This is a genomic window from Streptomyces chartreusis NRRL 3882 (genome assembly GCF_900236475.1).
Lineage (GTDB): Bacteria > Actinomycetota > Actinomycetes > Streptomycetales > Streptomycetaceae > Streptomyces > Streptomyces chartreusis_D.
Genome location: NZ_LT963352.1, coordinates 6357904 through 6376116 on the forward strand (window position 1 = coordinate 6357904; position 18213 = coordinate 6376116).

General features: G+C 72.3%; 16 protein-coding genes and 2 pseudogenes. 8 read left to right on the forward strand and 10 right to left on the reverse strand.

All coding sequences use genetic code 11. The annotated features are described in order from the left end of the window. Nucleotides 1–61: 61 nt before the first annotated feature. Nucleotides 62–355, reverse strand: a complete 294-nt coding sequence (locus SCNRRL3882_RS28760) for a hypothetical protein (protein WP_010048443.1) — start codon at nt 353–355, stop codon at nt 62–64. Nucleotides 356–598: 243 nt separating this feature from the next. On the opposite strand from SCNRRL3882_RS28760, the gene SCNRRL3882_RS28765 reads away from it, so the two are divergent. From SCNRRL3882_RS28765 to SCNRRL3882_RS28775, 3 genes are read left to right on the forward strand one after another with little or no spacing between them, the layout of a single operon-like run. Further along, a complete protein-coding gene (locus SCNRRL3882_RS28765) occupies nt 599–1756 on the forward strand; it encodes a hypothetical protein (protein ID WP_010048444.1) in 1158 nt (385 codons plus the stop codon). Continuing rightward, a complete protein-coding gene (locus SCNRRL3882_RS28770; protein ID WP_010048446.1) occupies nt 1753–3315 on the forward strand; it encodes a vWA domain-containing protein in 1563 nt (520 codons plus the stop codon). The genes SCNRRL3882_RS28765 and SCNRRL3882_RS28770 overlap by 4 nt, the downstream gene beginning before the upstream one ends. Beyond that, the gene (locus SCNRRL3882_RS28775) at nt 3302–4051 is read left to right on the forward strand and encodes a hypothetical protein (protein ID WP_158688482.1); all 750 of its coding nucleotides are present in this window, start codon (nt 3302–3304) and stop codon (nt 4049–4051) included. The genes SCNRRL3882_RS28770 and SCNRRL3882_RS28775 overlap by 14 nt, the downstream gene beginning before the upstream one ends. Nucleotides 4052–4061: 10 nt before the next feature. On the opposite strand, the gene SCNRRL3882_RS28780 is transcribed toward SCNRRL3882_RS28775, so the two are convergent. From SCNRRL3882_RS28780 to SCNRRL3882_RS28805, 6 genes and pseudogenes are all read right to left on the reverse strand, one after another. Then, the gene (locus SCNRRL3882_RS28780; protein ID WP_010048449.1) at nt 4062–5075 is read right to left on the reverse strand and encodes an LLM class F420-dependent oxidoreductase; all 1014 of its coding nucleotides are present in this window, start codon (nt 5073–5075) and stop codon (nt 4062–4064) included. Nucleotides 5076–5172: 97 nt separating this feature from the next. After that, on the reverse strand, nt 5173–6021 hold the full coding sequence (locus SCNRRL3882_RS28785; RefSeq protein ID WP_010048450.1) for a DUF5336 domain-containing protein: 849 nt from the start codon (nt 6019–6021) through the stop codon (nt 5173–5175). A 156-nt stretch (nt 6022–6177) separates the two neighbouring features. Next, nucleotides 6178–7137: an N-acetylmuramoyl-L-alanine amidase gene (locus SCNRRL3882_RS28790; protein ID WP_010048451.1), complete on the reverse strand. Its 960-nt coding sequence runs from the start codon at nt 7135–7137 to the stop codon at nt 6178–6180. A gap of 62 nt (nt 7138–7199) precedes the next feature. Next, on the reverse strand, nt 7200–7487 hold the full coding sequence (locus tag SCNRRL3882_RS28795; RefSeq protein WP_010048452.1) for a hypothetical protein: 288 nt from the start codon (nt 7485–7487) through the stop codon (nt 7200–7202). 107 nt (nt 7488–7594) lie between these two features. Continuing rightward, nucleotides 7595–8245: a class I SAM-dependent methyltransferase gene (locus SCNRRL3882_RS28800; RefSeq protein ID WP_010048453.1), complete on the reverse strand. Its 651-nt coding sequence runs from the start codon at nt 8243–8245 to the stop codon at nt 7595–7597. 90 nt (nt 8246–8335) lie between these two features. Beyond that, nucleotides 8336–10081: pseudogene (locus SCNRRL3882_RS28805) on the reverse strand (MFS transporter); the annotation flags it as partial. A gap of 234 nt (nt 10082–10315) precedes the next feature. On the opposite strand from SCNRRL3882_RS28805, the gene SCNRRL3882_RS28810 reads away from it, so the two are divergent. Next, complete coding sequence (locus SCNRRL3882_RS28810; protein WP_029181768.1) at nt 10316–11743, forward strand: MFS transporter; 1428 nt, start codon at nt 10316–10318, stop codon at nt 11741–11743. Nucleotides 11744–11975: 232 nt separating this feature from the next. Then, the gene (locus SCNRRL3882_RS28815; RefSeq protein ID WP_010048457.1) at nt 11976–12716 is read left to right on the forward strand and encodes a class I SAM-dependent methyltransferase; all 741 of its coding nucleotides are present in this window, start codon (nt 11976–11978) and stop codon (nt 12714–12716) included. A 12-nt stretch (nt 12717–12728) separates the two neighbouring features. Here SCNRRL3882_RS28815 and SCNRRL3882_RS28820 read toward each other — a convergent pair. Both SCNRRL3882_RS28820 and SCNRRL3882_RS28825 read right to left on the reverse strand, forming a co-directional pair. After that, nucleotides 12729–13291: pseudogene (locus SCNRRL3882_RS28820) on the reverse strand (DNA-binding response regulator); the annotation flags it as partial. 41 nt (nt 13292–13332) lie between these two features. Beyond that, a complete protein-coding gene (locus SCNRRL3882_RS28825) occupies nt 13333–14571 on the reverse strand; it encodes a polysaccharide pyruvyl transferase family protein (RefSeq protein ID WP_040904414.1) in 1239 nt (412 codons plus the stop codon). Between the two features lie 395 nt (nt 14572–14966). Here SCNRRL3882_RS28825 and SCNRRL3882_RS28830 point away from each other — a divergent pair, with 395 nt between their 5' ends. Genes SCNRRL3882_RS28830 through SCNRRL3882_RS28840 form a run of 3 tightly spaced genes read left to right on the forward strand, consistent with a single transcriptional unit; the run spans nt 14967 to nt 17884 of the window. Then, entirely contained in the window at nt 14967–15824 is an 858-nt protein-coding gene (locus SCNRRL3882_RS28830; RefSeq protein WP_010048462.1) for a MaoC/PaaZ C-terminal domain-containing protein, read from the forward strand. 31 nt (nt 15825–15855) lie between these two features. Further along, nucleotides 15856–16932: a Zn-dependent alcohol dehydrogenase gene (locus SCNRRL3882_RS28835; protein WP_010048463.1), complete on the forward strand. Its 1077-nt coding sequence runs from the start codon at nt 15856–15858 to the stop codon at nt 16930–16932. A gap of 10 nt (nt 16933–16942) precedes the next feature. Further along, nucleotides 16943–17884 (forward strand): 3-oxoacyl-ACP reductase, encoded by a 942-nt coding sequence (locus SCNRRL3882_RS28840; RefSeq protein WP_010048464.1) that lies wholly within the window; start codon nt 16943–16945, stop codon nt 17882–17884. Between the two features lie 68 nt (nt 17885–17952). On the opposite strand, the gene SCNRRL3882_RS41190 is transcribed toward SCNRRL3882_RS28840, so the two are convergent. Continuing rightward, nucleotides 17953–18117, reverse strand: coding sequence for a hypothetical protein (locus tag SCNRRL3882_RS41190; protein WP_010048465.1), 165 nt, complete (start codon nt 18115–18117; stop codon nt 17953–17955). Between the last annotated feature and the right edge of the window lie 96 nt (nt 18118–18213).

An 18213-nucleotide genomic window follows, 5' to 3' on the forward strand; every position in this document is an offset into this window, starting at 1 on the left:
TGTGCGTGGTTTCTCGCGCCGTTCCCCGCGCCCCTGAGGGACGAGCCCCTTACGGCGTCTTTCAGTGCCGGTGTACGCGATTGGCGATCGCGTGGCCCACGAACAGGTAGACCACCGCTGCCAGGCCGTAGCCGGCGACCACTCGGGCCCAGGCCTCGTCGAACGTGAAGAGGTCGTGGGACCAGCCCGCGAGCCAGCGGGCCGCGTCGTGGATGAACTGTACGAAGTCGTTGGCGCGGTTGGCGTCCAGCAGGTACATCAGAATCCACAGGCCCAGGATGAGAGCCATGATGTCGGCGACGACGGCGATGACCGTGCCGGCCTGATTCGCACCATTGCGATATCGAGGGGACATGCCTATCGGGTAGCCCCTGCCGCCCATGTGAAACCCGGTTGCTCCTCACTGCGTTCAACCGACGTTCCCGGAAGGGGCGTTCGGGGTACACCGGCATCACCGACAATCCTGGCCCGGCCACACGGGGGAGGACACAGGTGTCACGGGGGGAGAACGCAGGTGCCCGAGCACAGACCCGCCAGCGAGGAACCGCGGTTAACCGTCACCAGACCCCCGCGCCGACGCCTGCGCAGAGCACTGGCGTTGGCGCTGCCCGTCCCGGTCGTCGGGCTGGTCCTGCTCGTGACCTCCGGGAATCTGCTGCTGCCGGTGCGCCAGGTGGTCACCATAGAGGCCAAGATGGCCTCGAAGAGGGACTTCTTCCAGGACCCCGAGGTCGAGCGGCTGCTCATGAAGCACGGCTTCCGCGTGCGCATCACCAACATGGGCTCGCGTGAGATCGCCAAGCAGGACTACGAGGGGTACGACGTCGTCTTCCCCTCCGGCCAGCCGGCCGCCGACCTGATCAGCCGGGAGCGCGCCCGGGCGAACCGTCCGGTGCTGCTGTACCGCCCGTTCGTCAGCCCCATCGTGCTGGCCACCTACCGGGACTACGCCGAGGTGCTCAGGGCCGAAGGCGTCGCGAAGCGCCTGCCGGGCTCGGGCGGTCGGCCGATGTACTACACCCTCGACATGCGGAAGTTCCTCGATCTGGCCCACGGCAAGAGGAAGGGCGTCCAGCGCGACCCCGAGGACGGCTACCGCTGGGACGAGATCGACCAGGACGACCGCGTCCGCAACGGCAACAAGATCCTCGCCCAGACCTCGGACATCTGCGAGGCCAACTCCGCCGGCACCTACCTGGGACTCGTGGCCTTCGTCGAGCACGGGAACGACGCGCCGGACAACGAGGCCGAGGCCGAGCAGCTCGCCCGGAGGATCAAGCCGCTCCTCGTGGAACAGGGACTGCCGTCCTCCGAACGCGCCGAAACGTATCTGTCCCCCGACGGGCAGAGCATCGCCCCGATCTCGGTGATCTACGAGCACCAGTTCCTCGCCCACCAGATCGGGCAGGTGGCCGCGAAGGGCGCGACCGACGACGAGCGCGTCCTGCTCTACCCCTCCACCCGCTTCGTCACCGAACCCCAGCTCGTCGCGCTGACCGGCGACGGCGCCCGGCTCGGCGAGCTGGTCAGCAAGGACCCCGAACTCCAGCACCGGGCCATGGAGTTGGGCTTCAGGGCCCGCAACGCCGGCAGCGGCGCGACCGGCGACGAGCTCACCCGGTTCCTCACCGAGCGGCACATCCCGGTGCCCACCACCTCCTCCGACGACACCCGGGCCGTGCTGCCCAGCCTGCCCCTGCTGGAGAAGATGATCGAGATCGTCGGCGACTGCCCGGACCGGACGGGCAGCCGGTGAGGCGCCGCGCGGGCCTGGCGGCCCTCTGCCTCGCGCTCGTGGCCGCCTTCCTCACCGCCTGCTCGGGCGACGGCGACGACACGGTCCGGTTGCGCGTGCTCGCCAGTCCCGACCTCGCCGTACTGGCGCCGCTGCTCGGCGAACTGAAGGACGAGACCGGTGTCGACCTGCGCCTGGACCACCGGGCCGACGCCGAGACGAAGACCCCGGACCGCGACCGGTACGACCTCGCGTGGCTGTCCTCCGACCGCTATCTGCGTCTCACCGACAAGAACGCCACCCGGGGGCTGCAGCGCACAGCCACCATGACGTCACCGGTCGTCATCGGCCTGAAGCCGGACGTGGCACGCAAGCTCCGCGCCAAGACCTCAGGCTCCCGGCTCACCTGGGCGGACATCGCCGACGCCGCGGCCGACGGCACCGTCCGCTTCGGCATGGCCGACCCCCGGCACGCCGGCAGCGGGCTCGCCGCCCTCGTCGGCGTCGCCACCGCCGCGGCCGGCACCGGAGCCGCGCTGCGCCCCGAGGACGTCTCCTGCGACCGGCTGCGCGGCTTCCGCTCCGGCCAGACCCTCACCGCCGACACCGGCCCCGCCCTCGTCGACTCCTACGTCGACCACCAGGACGAGGCCAACGCCCTCATCACCTACGAGTCCGATCTGCTCGCCCTCAACGCCACCGGCCGCCTCGACGACCGCCTGGAGGTCATCCGCCCCGAGGACGGCATGGTCCTGGCCGACTTCCCGCTGCTCCTGCTGAACCCGGCCCACCGGGCCGCGTACGACAAGGTCACGCGGTGGCTGCGGCGCGACCCGGTGCAGCGGGAGATCATGCGGCACACGCTGCGCCGCCCCGTGAACACGACGGTCCCCCGGGACGCGCCCCTGCGCGAACCGGTCGGCAACGCCCTCTACTACCCCGACCGAGCCGCCGTCATCACGACGCTGCTGGCGGACTACGGGGATCCCGACCGCCGCACCACGAGCCAGGTGGTCTTCCTGCTCGACTTCTCCGGCTCGATGCGCGGCGCCCGGATGGCCGCCCTGCGTGAGGCCTTCGCCGGACTCAGCGGCGCGGACCCCTCCGCCTCCGGCAAGTTCACCCGCTTCCACCGGGGCGAGCGGCTGACCGTGGTCCGCTTCGGCGGCCGGGTGCTGGGGGAGAAGACCGTCACCGTCACCGGGCCGAAGGACCTGACGGCCCTCGCCGACACCGTCGCCCGGGGCGGCTACGGCGACGCCACCGCCGTGTGGTCCGCCCTCGACCACGGCTACCGCACCGCCGCCCGCGAACTGGCCGCCGACCCCGACCGCTCCGTCTCCCTCGTCCTGATGACGGACGGCGAGAACAACGCGGGCCTGCCCTACGCGGAATTCGTCCGCCGCCACCAGGCGCTGCCCGCCGCCGTGCGCGCCGCCGTCCCCGCCTACCCCGTCCACTTCGGCGAGGCCGACGCCGGTGAGCTGCGGCGCGCGGCGGCGAGGACCGGCGGACGGATGGTGGACGCCGCCGGCTCGTCCCTTTCCGAGGCTTTCAAGGAGATCCGTGGCTGTCACTGACGCACTGTGGTGGAGCCTTTGGTGGCCGTGGATGACGGTCTGGCTGGTGACGGCCGCCGGCGCGGTGGTGCTCGCGGTGGTCCTGGTGCGCCATGCCCGGGAGCGGCGCAGGCACCTGCGGCGCTGGCAGTCGGCGTACAGCATCTGCCTGTACCTGGACGAGCAGGCGGTCATGGACCTGTACGAGCTCGGCAACTACCGGTCCGCGCTGGAGGAGGCCGTCGAGCTGCGGACGAAGGTCGACACGAGTGTCGGCTTCTGGAGCCGGGTGCTGACGTGGCTGTTCCGGTTCCGGCTGAAGCGGGACGTCAGCCAGGAGACGTTCCGCAAGTTCGTGCGCAAGGACAAGCCGATCAACGTGATCGGCGTGGTCATGGAGGCCTTCGACCGGGCCGACGCCATCGTCCACGCCGACCTGACCGCCCTGACCGTCGTCCCGAACCGGAACCTCGCCGACAACCTGGCCGACGGCCGTGCGGTGACCCTGAGCCGCATCGGCGAATTCGTCTCCGTCAAAGGGGTGTTCACCCGCGTGCCCGACGTGACGGAGGGGTTCGTCCTGCGGGCCGAGTACGGCGACGAGCAGCCCCCGGTGTACATGCGCGTCGTGGCCCCCGGGAACGCGCGCCGCTCGATCCCGGCCGGCACCTTCACGGCCCGCTGCCTGGGCAAGATGACCGGCTGGCGCGAGGACACCCGCGAGGTGACCCTGGAGGCGATCGCGATCTTCTGGTGACCGCCGCCGCTCACCGGGAGCTGAGCTCCGCGAGCACGCGCAGGGTGTGCGGGTCGGGCGCCAGCGCCAGCAGGTCCGTCACCGGGCCCTTGCGCCACAACTCCAGCCGCTCGGCGATCCGTTCGCGCGGACCGACCAGGGAGATCTCGTCGGCGAAGGCGTCCGGCACGGCGCGGACGGCCTCCTCCCGGCGGCCGGACAGGAACAACTCCTGGATGCGGCGGGCCTCCTCCTCGTACCCCATGCGGGCCATGAGGTCGGCGTGGAAGTTGCGGGCCGCGTGTCCCATGCCGCCGATGTAGAAGCCGAGCATGGCCTTGACGGGCAACAGGCCCTCGGCGACGTCGTCGCAGACCCGGACCTGGGCCAGGGGCGCGACGAGGAAGCCCTCGGGGAGTTCGCGCACGGCCGGGCCGTAGACCTCCGGCCGGGTCGGTGACCAGTACAGCGGCAGCCAGCCGTCGGCGATGCGGATCGTCTGGGCGACGTTCTTCGGCCCCTCCGCGCCGAGCAGGACCGGCAGGTCCGGGCGCAGGGGATGGGTGATCGGCTTGAGGGGCTTGCCGAGGCCGGTGGCGTCCGGTCCCCGGTAGGGGTGGGCGTGGAACCGCCCGGCCAGCTCGACCGGCGCCTCCCGCCGCAACACCTGCCGTACGACGTCGACGTACTCGCGGGTGGCGGTGAGCGGCGAGGAGGGGAACGGGCGGCCGTACCAGCCCTCGACGACCTGCGGGCCGGACAGGCCCAGGCCGAGCATCATGCGCCCGCCGGAGAGGTGGTCGAGGGTGAGCGCCTGCATGGCGGTCGTGGTGGGCGGGCGGGCCGCCATCTGCGCGACCGCCGTGCCCAGCTTGATGGTGGAGGTGTGGGCGGCGATCCAGGCGAGCGGCGTGAACGCGTCCGAGCCCCACGACTCGGCCGTCCACACGGAGTCGTAGCCCAGCCGTTCCGCCTCCCGCGCCAGCGGCACGTGGTCGGGGGAGGGGCCGCGGCCCCAGTAGCCGAGGGCGAGACCGAGCCGCACGCCTGCCTCCTGACGGTTCGTCAGCCGGTGGGGCGACGACTGTACGGCAACGGCCCCTCACCCGGAAGGGCGAGGGGCCGTACGTCGTTTCAGGGGCTCAGCCGCGCTGGATGCCCGACGTGTCCTGGAGGACACCGCGGCGGCCGTCCTGCGTCTGGGCGACCAGGGCCGCGCCGCGCTGCTCGACCGCCAGGTACCACGTACCCGGGGCGAGTTCGGCGATCGGGGTCGGCGAACCGTCCTCGGCGAACAGCGGCCGGGGCACCGGCACCGCGAACCAGAACGGCGAGAAGTCCCCGGCCGGTGGCTGCGGCGCCTGGGCCTGCTGGGGCTGGGGCTGGCCGCCGTACGGCTGACCCGGCTGCCCGGGTCCGGGCTGTCCGGGCTGCGGGTGGCCGTAACCACCCGGCTGCTGTGCGCCCGGGTAGCCGTAACCGCCGGGGGGCTGGGCGCCGTAGGGCTGGGGAGCGGCCGGGCGCGGGGCGGGGATGAGAGCGGCCTTGAGGGCCGGGATGAGGGGCGTGGCGAGGGCGGCGGCGGCGAGGAGCAGCGTGGCGACGAGGGCGAGGGTCAGGCCGATGCCGGGGCTCGGAGCACCGTCGTCCGCGTTGTTGCCGATGTTGTCGAAGCCGCCGGGCACGTCGAAGATGTTGCCGAGGGCGCTCCACGCGGCGAACACGGTGAAGGCGGCGCCGAACTGACCGAGGTCGAGACCCGCGATCTTCGGGACCTGCGGCAGACCCCGGGCGACGACGACGAGCGCCGCGCCGATGATCCCCGCCAGTACGACGCTGAACACGACCGGACCGCTTCCCCACAGGCTGGGGAGGTCGACGCTGTCGGGGACATTGTCGAACGAGTAGAGGTCGAGGAACGACGCGATGAACAGCAACACCGCTGCACCGATCACCACGCCGTCGCCTCGAGTGAGGGAGCGGATATTCACTTCAGGTCCTTCGTAGGTCGTCTCATCGTCGGTAGAGGCGTCGCTGTCACCATGCCCTCGGGCCCGGGTGGGAAGCGCGGGGGTGGCCCCTCATCGTACGGACGGACACTATCGTCCGCCCGACCAGGGTGTCCGCCCGGATCAGCCCGCCGAGAGCTACCCGCGCAGGAAACTCACGATTCCCTCAGAGATCCCTTGCGCCGCCTTCTGCCGCCACGCGCCACTGGTCAGCAGCGCCGCGTCCTTGCTATCGCGCATGTTGCCGCACTCGATGAACACCTTGGGAACCGTTGACAGATTGAGACCGCCCAGGTCCTTACGCGTGACGAGACCGGTGCCGTCGCCGGCGTAGTTGGACGGCGCGCTGCCGGTGACGGCGACGAAACGGCCCGCGACGCGCTCGCCCAGATCGCGCGAGGGGGCGACGATCGCGCGGGTGTCGGCGGCGCCCGCGTGGACCGCGCCGGGCAGGATGACGTGGAAGCCGCGGTTGCCGGCGCCCGAGCCGTCCGCGTGCACCGAGACCACGGCGTCGGCCTTCGCCTCGTTGCCGATCCGGGCCCGCTCGTCCACGCACGGGCCGTACGGCCGGTCGCTGTCCTGCGTCAGCTTCACCGTGGCGCCCTGCTCTTCGAGGAGCGTGCGCATCCGGTGCGCCACGTCCAGGGTGAACTTCGCCTCGGTGTAACCGTCGTTGGTGGACGTGCCCGTGGTGTCGCACTCCTTCCAGTTCGTCCCGATGTTCACCTTGCGGTTGATCTCGGACGGGTGCTGGAAGTTCTCCGGGTTGTGCCCGGGGTCGATGACGACGACCTTTCCCTTGAGCGGCCCGGAGGCCGGGGCGGGCGCGGAGGTCGACGACGCCGTGGGCGAAGACGACGCGCTCGGCTTCTTGCCGTCGTCCGTCGGCGCACCCGACGAGGCGGGCACGGAGGGCGGGGAGGACCGCACGGTGGCCTGGCCCGACCCGCCGTCGCCCCCCGAGCCGCCCACCGTCTCGTACACGAGCCAGCCGAGCAGCGCCCCGGGCACCAGCGCGGCGAGCGCGACGGTCAGGGGGCCGCGGCGGGGGCGGCGGGGCTGGGGAGGTTCGAAGTCCGGGCCTACGTACGACACGGTGCCACCCTAGCGGCCGTCGCCCGGCGGCAGCGGGCCGAGGACGGCCCGACGGGTGGCGGCTACTCCTCGTTCCCGTCGGGGTCCCCGTGCCGTACCGCCTCCTTCACCCGCGCCTCGATCTCCTGGCGCGGTGTGCCCTCCTGCTTCGCGTACGCGGTCACCGCCGCCTGGACGTCGCGGGCGAGGTCGCGCCAGGCGCGCCAGGCGGTCTCCCAGGTGGTGGTCTGCTGGCCGCTCCACTTGGTCTGGGTGGGCGGTCCGTACGCGTCCTGCAGCTGCCGCACGCGGGTGTACGCCTCGTCCGCCGCGCGCTGCTTCTCCACGAGCTCTGCGAAGGTGTGTGCCACGCGCCCGGATCCTTGGGCAGCGGCGGTCGCCCACCGACGCGCCACGCCGCCCGTGGGCCGACCGGGAGGGGGTGCACAGGGCGCAGTTCACCCGCCCAGCCGTTCTCCTAGAGTCCCGGGCCGGTGCGCCGCAGGACCCGCAGCGAGTCCGTCGCCGAGACTTCCGTGAACGCGCCGGAGGCCAGGGCTCGGAGGTAGACGCGGTACGGGGCCTGGCCGGTGAACTCGTCCTCCGGCTCGGGGAAGACGTCGTGGATGACGAGCAGGCCGCCCTCGGCCACGTGCGGGGCCCAGCCCTCGTAGTCGGCGGTGGCGTGCTCGTCGGTGTGGCCGCCGTCGATGAAGACGAGACCGAGGGGGGTCCGCCAGATCGCCGCGATCTGCGGGGAACGGCCGACCAGGGCGACCACGTGGTCCTCCAGGCCCGCCCGGTGCAACGTGCGGCGGAACGTGGGCAGCGTGTCCATCAGGCCGAGCTCGGGGTCGACCGTCTCCGGGTCGTGGTACTCCCAGCCCGGCTGCTGCTCCTCGCTGCCGCGGTGGTGGTCGACGGTCAGCGCGGTGACGCCGGCCTCGCGGGCCGCGTCGGCGAGCAGGACCGTGGAGCGGCCGCAGTACGTGCCGACCTCCAGCAGCGGCAGCCCGAGCCGCCCGGCCTCCACCGCCGCCGCGTACAGCGCCAGGCCCTCACCGACGGGCATGAACCCCTTCGCCGCCTCGAACGCGGCCAGGATCTCGGGCTTCGGGGCCGCGGGCATGGGCTTCCTCTCGGTCGTACGACGGTCCGGGCGCCCATGGTGCCGTACCCCCTGCCGGGGGGTGACAGGGGGTACGGGTGGGCGGCGGGGTCAGGCGGAGACCGTCTCGCCCGGCAGCGACAGGTCGAGGTCGACCGGACGGTCGTCGCCCGTGTGGGTCGCGGACGAGGCGAGCGGGCCGTGGCCCTGGGCGCGCGCGGCCACGACGTAGGAGCCACCAGCGGGGACGGTGAGGACGTAGGCGCCGTCCTCGGCGGAGAGCGTCGCGCCGGCCTGGCGGCCCCGGCGGTCGATCAGCGTGACCTTGGCGCGGGCGACCGGGGAGCCGTCCGCCGCCAGCACGCGGCCGCGGAACCCGCGCAGCACCGCTTCGGCTCGCTCCAGGTTCGCGTCCTCCTCGCTGCTGGCCCGCAGCTGCGGGTGGGCGGCCGGGCGGCGGCCGGGCAGGAACAGCGCCAGGAGCAGGCCCACGGCGACCGCGCCGGTCGCGATCAGGAAGGAGAGCCGGAAGCCGTGCATGGTCGGGATCTCGACGCCGCCGACGTTGTCCGCGGTGTTCGCCAGCACCATGCCGATCACGGCGCTCGACACCGACGTGCCGATGGAACGCATCAGAGTGTTCAGGCCGTTCGCCGCGCCCGTCTCAGAGGCCGGGACCGCGCCCACGATCAGCGCGGGCAGCGAGGAGTAGGCGAGGCCGATGCCCGCGCCCAGCAGGACCGAGATGACCAGGCTCTGCCAGGGGGCGCTCATCAGGCCGAGACCGGCGCCGTAGCCGATGGCGATGATCAGCAGGCCGAGGATCAGGGTGACCTTGGGGCCGTACTTCGCGGAGAGCCGGGCGTAGACGGGCGCTGTGAACATCATCGTCAGGCCGAGCGGCGCGACGAGCAGGCCCGCGACGACCATCGACTGGCCGAGGCCGTAGCCGGTGGACTTCGGCAGCTGGAGCAGCTGGGGCAGGACCAGGGAGACGACGTAGAAGGAGACGCCGACCATGATCGAGGCGAGGTTGGTGAAGAGGACGGCCGGACGGGCCGTGGTGCGCAGGTCGACCAGCGGGGCCTTGACGTGCAGCTCCATCACGCCCCACAGGACCAGGACGACCGCGGCGGCGGCGAACAGGCCGAGCGTGGTGCCGGAGGTCCAGCCCCAGTCGCTGCCCTTGGTGATCGGCAGCAGGAAGAGCACGAGCCCGGTGGACAGACCCAGGGCGCCCGGCAGGTCGAAGGAGCCCTCGGCGCGCGTCTGCGACTCGGGCACGACGAGCAGGGTGAGGGCGATGGCGAGGACACCGAGGCCGGCGGCGCCGTAGAACAGGGCGTGCCAGTCGGTGTGCTGGGCGACCAGGGCGGCGGCGGGCAGGGCGAGGCCGCCGCCGACGCCTATGGAGGAGCTCATCAGGGCCATGGCCGAGCCGAGCTTCTCGCGGGGCAGCATGTCGCGCATCAGGCCGATGCCGAGGGGGATGGCGCCCATCGCGAAGCCCTGGAGCGTACGGCCGGCGATCATGAGCAGCAGGTCGCTGGTGAAGGCGCTGACCAGGGCGCCGACGACCATGACGGCCAGGCTCGTGATCAGCATGCGCCGCTTGCCGTAGAGGTCGCCGAGGCGGCCCATGATCGGGGTGGCCACCGCGCCCGAGAGGAGGGTCGAGGTCAGGACCCAGGTGGCGTCGCTGGGGGCGGTGTCCAGCAGTTGCGGCAGGTCCTTGATGACCGGGACGAGCAGGGTCTGCATCACCGCGACAACGATGCCCGCGAAGGCGAGCACCGGGACCACGGCCCCGCTCGCTCTGCCGGCGGGACGTTCTGTCGTCGTCTGCGTCATTGAGTGGGGCCTCCAGGCCGGGGAAGGTCGGGGATTGCGTGGTTACGCGCTCACGGGGTTACGTGGACGGTGAACCTCGTATGCGCAGGCAACTATTCCGTTGCTTTGGCACTCTAACGAAATCTTGACCTTCTCTTGGGGAAGGGGCCCAGGGCTGTGGGGGCGGGGGAACGGCCTAGGTCTGCGGTGCGACGCCCTAGGTCGAAATCCCGATGCCGGGAGCATGGAGTGGTTGAGAGCATGACACCCATGCTCGAAGCCGCCGAAATGACCCGTACGCCCCGCCGTGCCGCGCCGCCCACCTGGCTCGTGATCGCGCTCACCTGTGCCGGGCAGTTCCTCGTCGTGCTCGACGTGTCCGTCGTCAACGTGGCGCTGCCGTCGATGCGGACCGGGCTCGGGCTGAGCGAGCAGGGCCTGCAGTGGGTGGTCAACGCCTACGCCATCGCCTTCGCCGGGTTCATGCTGCTCGGCGGGCGGGCCGGGGACCTCTACGGCCGCAAGCGGATGTTCCTCGTCGGGCTCGGCCTGTTCACCCTGGCCTCACTGGCGGGCGGACTGGCGCAGGACGACTGGCAGTTGCTGGTGGCGCGGGCCGCGCAGGGGCTGGGGGCGGCGGTGCTGGCGCCCTCGACGCTGACCATCCTCACGGCCTCGGTGCCGGAGGGTGCCGCCCGGGCCCGGGCCATCGGGACCTGGACGGCGGTCGGTGCCGGCGGTGGCGCGGCGGGCGGCCTGGTCGGCGGGCTGCTGGTGGAGACGCTGTCGTGGCGGTGGGTACTGCTGATCAACGTGCCCGTGGGGGCGGTCGTGCTGTGCGGGGCCGCCTGGTTCCTCACCGAGGGCCGGGCCGGGGACGGGCGGCGGCTCGACCTGCCGGGCGCGCTGCTCGTGACGGGCGGGCTCGGCACGCTGGCCTACGGCATCTCCCAGACGGAGGCGGCGGGTTGGACGGCGGCGGCCACGCTGCTGCCGCTGCTCGCCGGGCTCGCGCTGATCGGGCTGTTCCTCACGGTCGAGGCCCGGACGGGGAGTCCGCTGATGCCGCTCGGGCTGCTGCGGCTGCGGTCGGTGTCGTCGGCGAACGTGGCGATGTTCCTGTGCGGCTCCGCGATGTTCTGCATGTGGTTCTTCATGACCCTGTACGCGCAGAACGTCCTGGGCTACACCCCGCTGGAGGCCGGGCTCGCCCTGGTCCCGAGCTCCCTGGCCGTCATCCTCGGCTCCAAGCTCGCGCCCCGGCTCATGCGGGGGCTGGGGCCCCGGAACGTGGCGGTGCTGGGGACGCTGGTCGCGGTGGTGGGGTTCGGCTGGCAGTCGACGATGACCCCCGAGGGCGCGTACGCGACGACGATCCTGGTCCCCGGAGTCCTGATGATGCTCGGCGCGGGTCTGGCGGCGACCCCGCTGGCCTCCCTGGCCACGTCCGGCGCGGCACCCGAGGAGGCCGGACTGGTGTCCGGTCTCGTCAACACCTCCCGCACGATGGGCGGTTCACTGGGCCTGGCGGTCCTGTCGACACTGGCGGCGACACGCTCGGCGGGGAGCGGGACACCTGCGGCGCTGACGGAGGGATACGCGCTGGCGTTCCGGGTGGGGGCCGCGGTGCTGGCGGCCGGCCTGGTGCTGATGTGGGTCTGGCTGCCCCGCGAGGCGGGGGAGCGGTAGGGCCGCCGACACCGGAAAAGAGCGCCTGCCGCGTGGTCCGGAATGGGTGCGTGACGAGCCTTGGAAGGCGCGCCGCGGGTGTTTCGGCCCGGGGACCGAGTGGTCGGACGGCGGATGGCGTCACCGGAGGGCGGCAAGCCGCACAACGCCTCCCGCTTCTGCCGAGAAGCCATCCTGACCTGGCCTTTCACCCTCTCCCGGCCTACGGTTGGCGGACGTGAAAGGGGGCCGGATGGACCGGAACATACGCACTGTCGACGACGTACTCGCGCTGCTTGACGGGCTGTTCGTGGCCGAGGTCGATCGCTGGACGGGGCGGGGCGCCGGTTGGTGGGACGGGTTCTACGCCGACCGTTCCCGGCCGGTGCCGTTCTTCGTGGCGAAGCCGGACGAGAGCTTGGTGTCCTGGGTGGACGGTGGGCTCGTCGGCGCCGGGCGGGTGCTCGACCTGGGGTGTGGGCCGGGACGCAATGCGCTGTACCTGGCGGAGCGGGGGTTCGAGGTGGACGCCGTCGACCTGGCTCCGGCGGCCGTCGACTGGGCCCGGGAACGGGCCCGTGAGGCGGGGACGGACGGCGTACGGTTCCACTGCGGGGACGCGTTCGCGCTCGCACGCACAGAACTCACCGGGCCGTACGACCTCGTCTACGACTCCGGCTGCTTCCACCATCTGCCTCCGCACCGGCGGATCAGCTATGTGGCCCTGCTGGACGACGTCCTGGCTCCCGGGGGCCTGTTCGGCCTGACGTGTTTCGCCGCCGGTGCCGGCGGGATGGGGTCGGAGCTGTCCGACACCGACTTCTACCGTGAGGCGAACGGCCTCGGGGGTGGGCTCGCGTACACGCCCGAGTCGTTGCGGGAGATCTTCTCGGGCCTGACCGAAGTTGAACTGCGGCGGATGCGGGAGGAGCCGGAGGAGTCGGGGTGCTTCGGCGAGGGATTCCTGTGGACGGCGTTGTTCCGGCGGGGCTGATTTCTCACAGCAGCCCTGGCGGCGGGCCTCGCGCAGGGCCTCCGTGCGGTTGCGGGTGCCCGTCTTGCCGATGGCCGAGGAGAGGTAGTTGCGGACCGTGGACTCAGAGAGGTGGAGTGGGTGGCGATGTCCGCGACCGTCGCGCCGTCCGCGGAGGCCTTGAGGGCGTCGCTCTCGCGCGTGGTGAGGGGGCTGGGGCCGGCGCTGAGCGCGGCCGTGGCGAGGGCCGGGTCGACGACGGTCTCGCCGGCCAGGACACGGCGGATCGCGGCGGCGAGTTCCTCCACGGGGCCGTCCTTCACGAGGAAACCGGTGGCGCCCGCCTCCATGGCGCGACGCAGATAGCCGGGCCGGCCGAAGGTGGTGAGGATCAGCACGCGGCAGTCGGGCACCCGGGCGCGCAGGTCGGCGGCGGCCTCCAGGCCGCTCCTGCCCGGGAGTTCGATGTCGAGGAGCGCGACGTCGGGGCGGTGGGCGAACGCGGCGTCCAGGATCGCGTCACCGGCCCCCACCTGGGCGACGACCTCGATGCCGTCCTCCATCCCCAGCAGCAGCGCGAGCGCACCGCGCAGCATGCCCTGGTCCTCTGCGAGCAGCACGCGGATGGGGCTGTCGGTCACGGGCCAAGGGTAGGGCTCCCGGGGCGCCGGGGTGCGTCCAGCAACGAGGCCAGCGTTCCCGTGAACGCGGCCGCCGAATGATCGGCGTGAGCGCGGATGCGGGTGGCCACGGCCTCGGCCCCGCCGCCCTCCACGAGGCCTGCGAGCCGGTCGATACGGCGCTCGTGGCCTTCCCGGGTGTCGGGGAGGGTGGACACGTAGAAGTCCGTCGCGTCGTACGCCATGTGGAAGACGTGCTTCTTCACGTCGCTGAGCGTCAGGTAGTCGTCGTGGGTCTTGGGAGCCGGTTCGGGCGCGCCGACGCACACCGCGGGGGTCCCGGCGCCCCAGGCGTTGACGCACAGGTGGTAGGTGTCCGTGATGACCAGACGGTAGCGGGGGAGGACCCCCACCAGGTCGCCGACGGTGTGCCGGCCCGGGCGCTGCGCGATGTGACCGACCGGAGCTGGGACGTCCCGGTCGAACCAGGGCAGCCACTCGAGCGGGGCGCCCAGACGCTCGGACAGGTCCTGGCAGAAGGCGGGCAGCCACTCGGGGATCTGCGTCCGCGCGCCGAGGAACACGCCGATCGCGCCGCCGTCCGGGACCGCCCGGGACCATTCCGTCGTCGGCAGGTGGCCGAGGTCGCCCGGGCGGGACAGCAGCGCCGCGTCGGAACCGAAGTAGTCGGTCGTACGGTCCCCGCGCAGATGCGCGATCTTCGCCGCCGAGAGCGGGTCGCGTACCCAGACGCGACGGCTTCGCGTCACCAGGCGTGAGAACAGGGGGCCGTACTCCTTGTCCTCGTAGTCGGACTGGGAGTTGTGCAGGATCGTCCCGCCGTAGCTGAGGGTCCGCGCGAGGAGCTCGTCCGGCTGGTCCGCGAAGAGCAGGGTGCGGTTCAGGAGGGTGCGGGCCGCGGCACGGTCCTCGGCGAAACCGAAGTCGAGCAGGCGGTTCGTGGCGTCCTGCTCCAGGTAGTGCCGGGTGTGCAGGAAGTCGCCCCAGAAGACCACCGCGTCGTGGTCGCGGAGCGAGTCGAGGTGCTCGGCCAGGGGGTGGAACCGGAACGGGAAGTCCGTGCCTCGCGCGCTCTCGCGCAGGGGCACGGTCTCCGGCGTGTGCAGGGTGTACCAGGTGGCGTCGATCTCGGGGGTCATACGCCGCCGCAGGGACTCGAACGCCAAGTCGACGGTCAGCATGCCGGTGTTGCGGTATCCGATGTTCGGCGCGGTGATGACGGCGACGCGTGCCATGTGCTCCATTTTTCCTCAGCCGTTGCCGGCGCCGTCGATGCGTACGTGTACCTGTACGCATACGTGTGGCGCGCGCGGACCAGCGGCCAACGTACACGCCGACGCGGGTCGTACGGCGTCCCGCCCCCTGGTCGCCGGGGGTGCGGACAGCGGACGGTCACGCCCGTTCCGCCACCGCCGGGTGCGCGTCCGTCGCATCGACATCGAGTGTCACGGGCCGTGTCTCACCCGGCGGTTATCTGACACGACGTCAGGAGGCTTCACAACTGTGGAGGCCTGGGCTATACAGAGGGCGCAGGACTGGAACGCGTTCCAGTTCGGCCGCAGACGGCCTCGGTGCGGCCGACGGTGCGGACGGCCGTGCCGAGGTCCTTCCCACGGCGATCAGGAGCCCCATGCCCATCGACGCAGCCAAGGCGCTCGCCGCCGAACCCCGGACCGGCGAGCTCTCCTGGGACCACAAGGACGTGCAGCTCTACCACCTGGGCATCGGCGCGGGCGTCCCCGCCACCGACCCCGGCGAGCTGCGCTACACCCTGGAGTCGCGGCTGCACGTCCTGCCGAGCTTCGCCACCGTCGCCGGCGCCGGATCCCCCGGGGTGATCAGCGGCCTGTCCATGCCCGGCGTCGAGGTCGACCTCGCCCGCGTCCTCCACGGCGGGCAGAGCCTGACGATCCACCGCCCCATCCCGGCCCGGGGCCGCGCGAGGGCCACCGGCCGGATCGCCGCCGTGTACGACAAGGGCAAGGCGGCCGTCCTCGTCATGCGGACCGACGTGGCCGACGGCGACGGGCCGTTGTGGACCAACGACGCGCAGATCTACGTCCGGGGAGAGGGCGGCTGGGGTGGCGACCGGGGACCGTCCACCCGGCTCGAACCGCCCGCCGGCGAGCCGGACCGGGTCGTCGAACGGCACGTCCGCGAGGACCAGGCCCTGCTGTACCGGCTGTCCGGGGACTGGAACCCGCTGCACGCCGACCCCGAGTTCGCCAAGCGCGCCGGGTTCGACCGGCCCATCCTGCACGGGCTGTGCACCTACGGCATGACGCTCAAGGCGGTCGTCGGCACGCTGCTCGACGGGGACGTGACCCGGGTTCGCTCGTACGCCACCCGGTTCGCCGGCGTCGTCTACCCGGGCGAGACGCTGCGCATCCGCATGTGGCGCCTGGACGGCGAGATCCGGGTCGCCGTCAGCGCCGTCGAGAGGGACGACGCGCCGGTCCTCGCCGACACCGTCGTCGAACACACCTGAGTCCCACACGCCGTACGAGGGGAGCCGCACCATGCGCGCAGCCGTACTGCACGAGATCGGCCAGGACAAGCTGGAGGTCCTCGACGACGTCGAGGCGGTGGGGTTCGGACCCGGCAAGGTGCGGATCCGGGTGCGCGCCGCGGGGCTGTGTCACTCGGACCTGTCCGCCATGAGCGGGGTGCTGCCGCAGCCCGGGCCATTCGTGCCCGGGCACGAGGGGGCGGGCGAGATCCTCGAAGTCGGCGAAGGCGTGGGCCACTTGGCGGCCGGTGACCGGGTCGTCGTGTGCTGGCTGCCCGCCTGCGGTGCCTGTCCCGCCTGCAAGCGCGGACAGACCGAGCTGTGCCTCGCCGGTTTCATGAACGCGGGCACCCCCAACTTCAGGCGGCCCGGCGGGGACGTCTTCGGCATGGCCGGCACCGGCACCTTCACCGAGGAGGTCGTCGTCGACGCCGGGTGCGCGGTTCCGATACCCGACGACGTGCCCTTCGACATCGCCGCCCTCATCGGCTGCGGGGTGACGACCGGGCTGGGCGCCGCGCTCAACACGGCGGACGTGGCGGCCGGTTCGTCGGTGGCGGTCATCGGGTGCGGGGGCGTGGGCATCTCCGTGATCCAGGGGGCCCGGCTGTGCGGGGCGGCCGAGATCGTCGCCGTCGACCCGGTCGTGACGCGACGCGAGGCGGCCTTGCGGTTCGGGGCCACGAAGGCCGTCTCGCCCGACGAACTTCCCGATGCCAAGCAGCAGGTCACCGCCGGCGAGGGCTTCGACTACGTCTTCGAGGTCGTCGGCAAGTCGGCCACCGCACGCGCCGCCTACGAGAACACCCGGCGCGGCGGCACCCTCGTCGTGGTCGGAGCGGGCGCCATGGACGACTTCCTCCAGCTGAACATGTTCGAGCTGTTCTTCGACGAGAAGCGGATCCTGCCGTCCATGTACGGCGGCGGGGACATCCTGCGCTCCTACGAACGCACCGTCGCCCTGTGGCGCGCGGGCCGCGTCGACCTGGCGGGCCTGATCACCCACCGGGTGCCCTTCGCCGACATCAACGAGGCCCTGGACCAGATGCGGACCGGGACCGCCCTGCGTACGTGCATCGAGATGTGAGGACACCGCCATGCCGCTGCCGCTCCAGGGACTGTCCGCGATCGTCACGGGCGCGGGCCGCGGGCTCGGCCGGGCCGAGGCCCTCGAACTCGCCCGGCTCGGCGCCGCCGTGATCGTCAACGACTACGGGCAGCCCGGCCGCGACGGCACCGGCGAGGCCTCCACCGGGCCGGCCGAGCAGGTCGCCGCCGAGATCCGCGCGGCCGGCGGGACCGCACACGCGCACACCGGCGACGTCTCGGACTTCCGGCAGGCGCGCGAGCTCGTCGAGTCGGCCGTCACCGAGTTCGGGAAGCTCGACATCCTGGTCAACAACGCGGGCATCCTGCGCGACCGCATGGTGTTCTCGATGGCCGAGGAGGAGTGGGACGCCGTGCTCCGCGTGCACCTCAAGGGGCACTTCAACACGATCCGGTTCGCCGCCGCCCACTGGCGGGAGCGGTCCAAGCGGGCCGGCGAGCCGGTGTTCGGGCGGATCGTGAACACCTCCTCCGAGGCGTTCCTCGCCGGTTCCGCGGGGCAGCCCAACTACGCGGCCGCCAAGGGCGGGATCGTCGGCCTGACCACGTCCACGGCGCTCGCTCTGGGCAAGTACGGCGTCACGGCCAACGCGATCTGCCCGCGCGCCCGCACCCGGATGACCGAGGACGTCTTCGCGGGCGTCGAACCGCCCTCCGCGGGCGGCCTCGACCCGCTCGCCCCCGAGCACGTGGCCCCGCTCGTCGGCTATCTGGCCTCGCCCGCGGCCGCCCATGTGAACGGGCAACTCCTCGTGGTGCACGGCGGCATGGTGGCCGTCGTCGAACGGCCGCGCGTCGCCGCCCGGTTCGACAGCAAGCAGGACACCTTCACGTACGAGGAGCTGGAGGCCGTTCTCGGGCCGTACTACGCGGACCGGCCGGCCGGGGAGACGTTCGCGGCGGTGGAGGTGCTGGGCCTGAGGCGTGGCTGAGGAACGGGAAACGGCCCCACCCGTCAGATATGGGTGGGGCCGTTCGCCGTACGGTCACTGACGTTCCGTCAGGCCGCCGTCTCGGTCTGCTCGGTCTCCGCCACCGGCTTGCGGTGGCGGCCGCGCGGAGCCGTCTCGCTGTCCTGCGTGGAGATCTCGCCACGGTGCCGGCCGTGGCCGGCGGCGATCTCCTGGACGTCGGCAGTGCGCTGGTTCGTGCTGGCGTCGCTCATCGGATGGAATTCACCCCGTCAACATGATCTTTCTTACAGCCGGGCGAGTTTAACCGGCACCCCGCACCCCGGATCCAGGCGGCCACGCCAACCGGC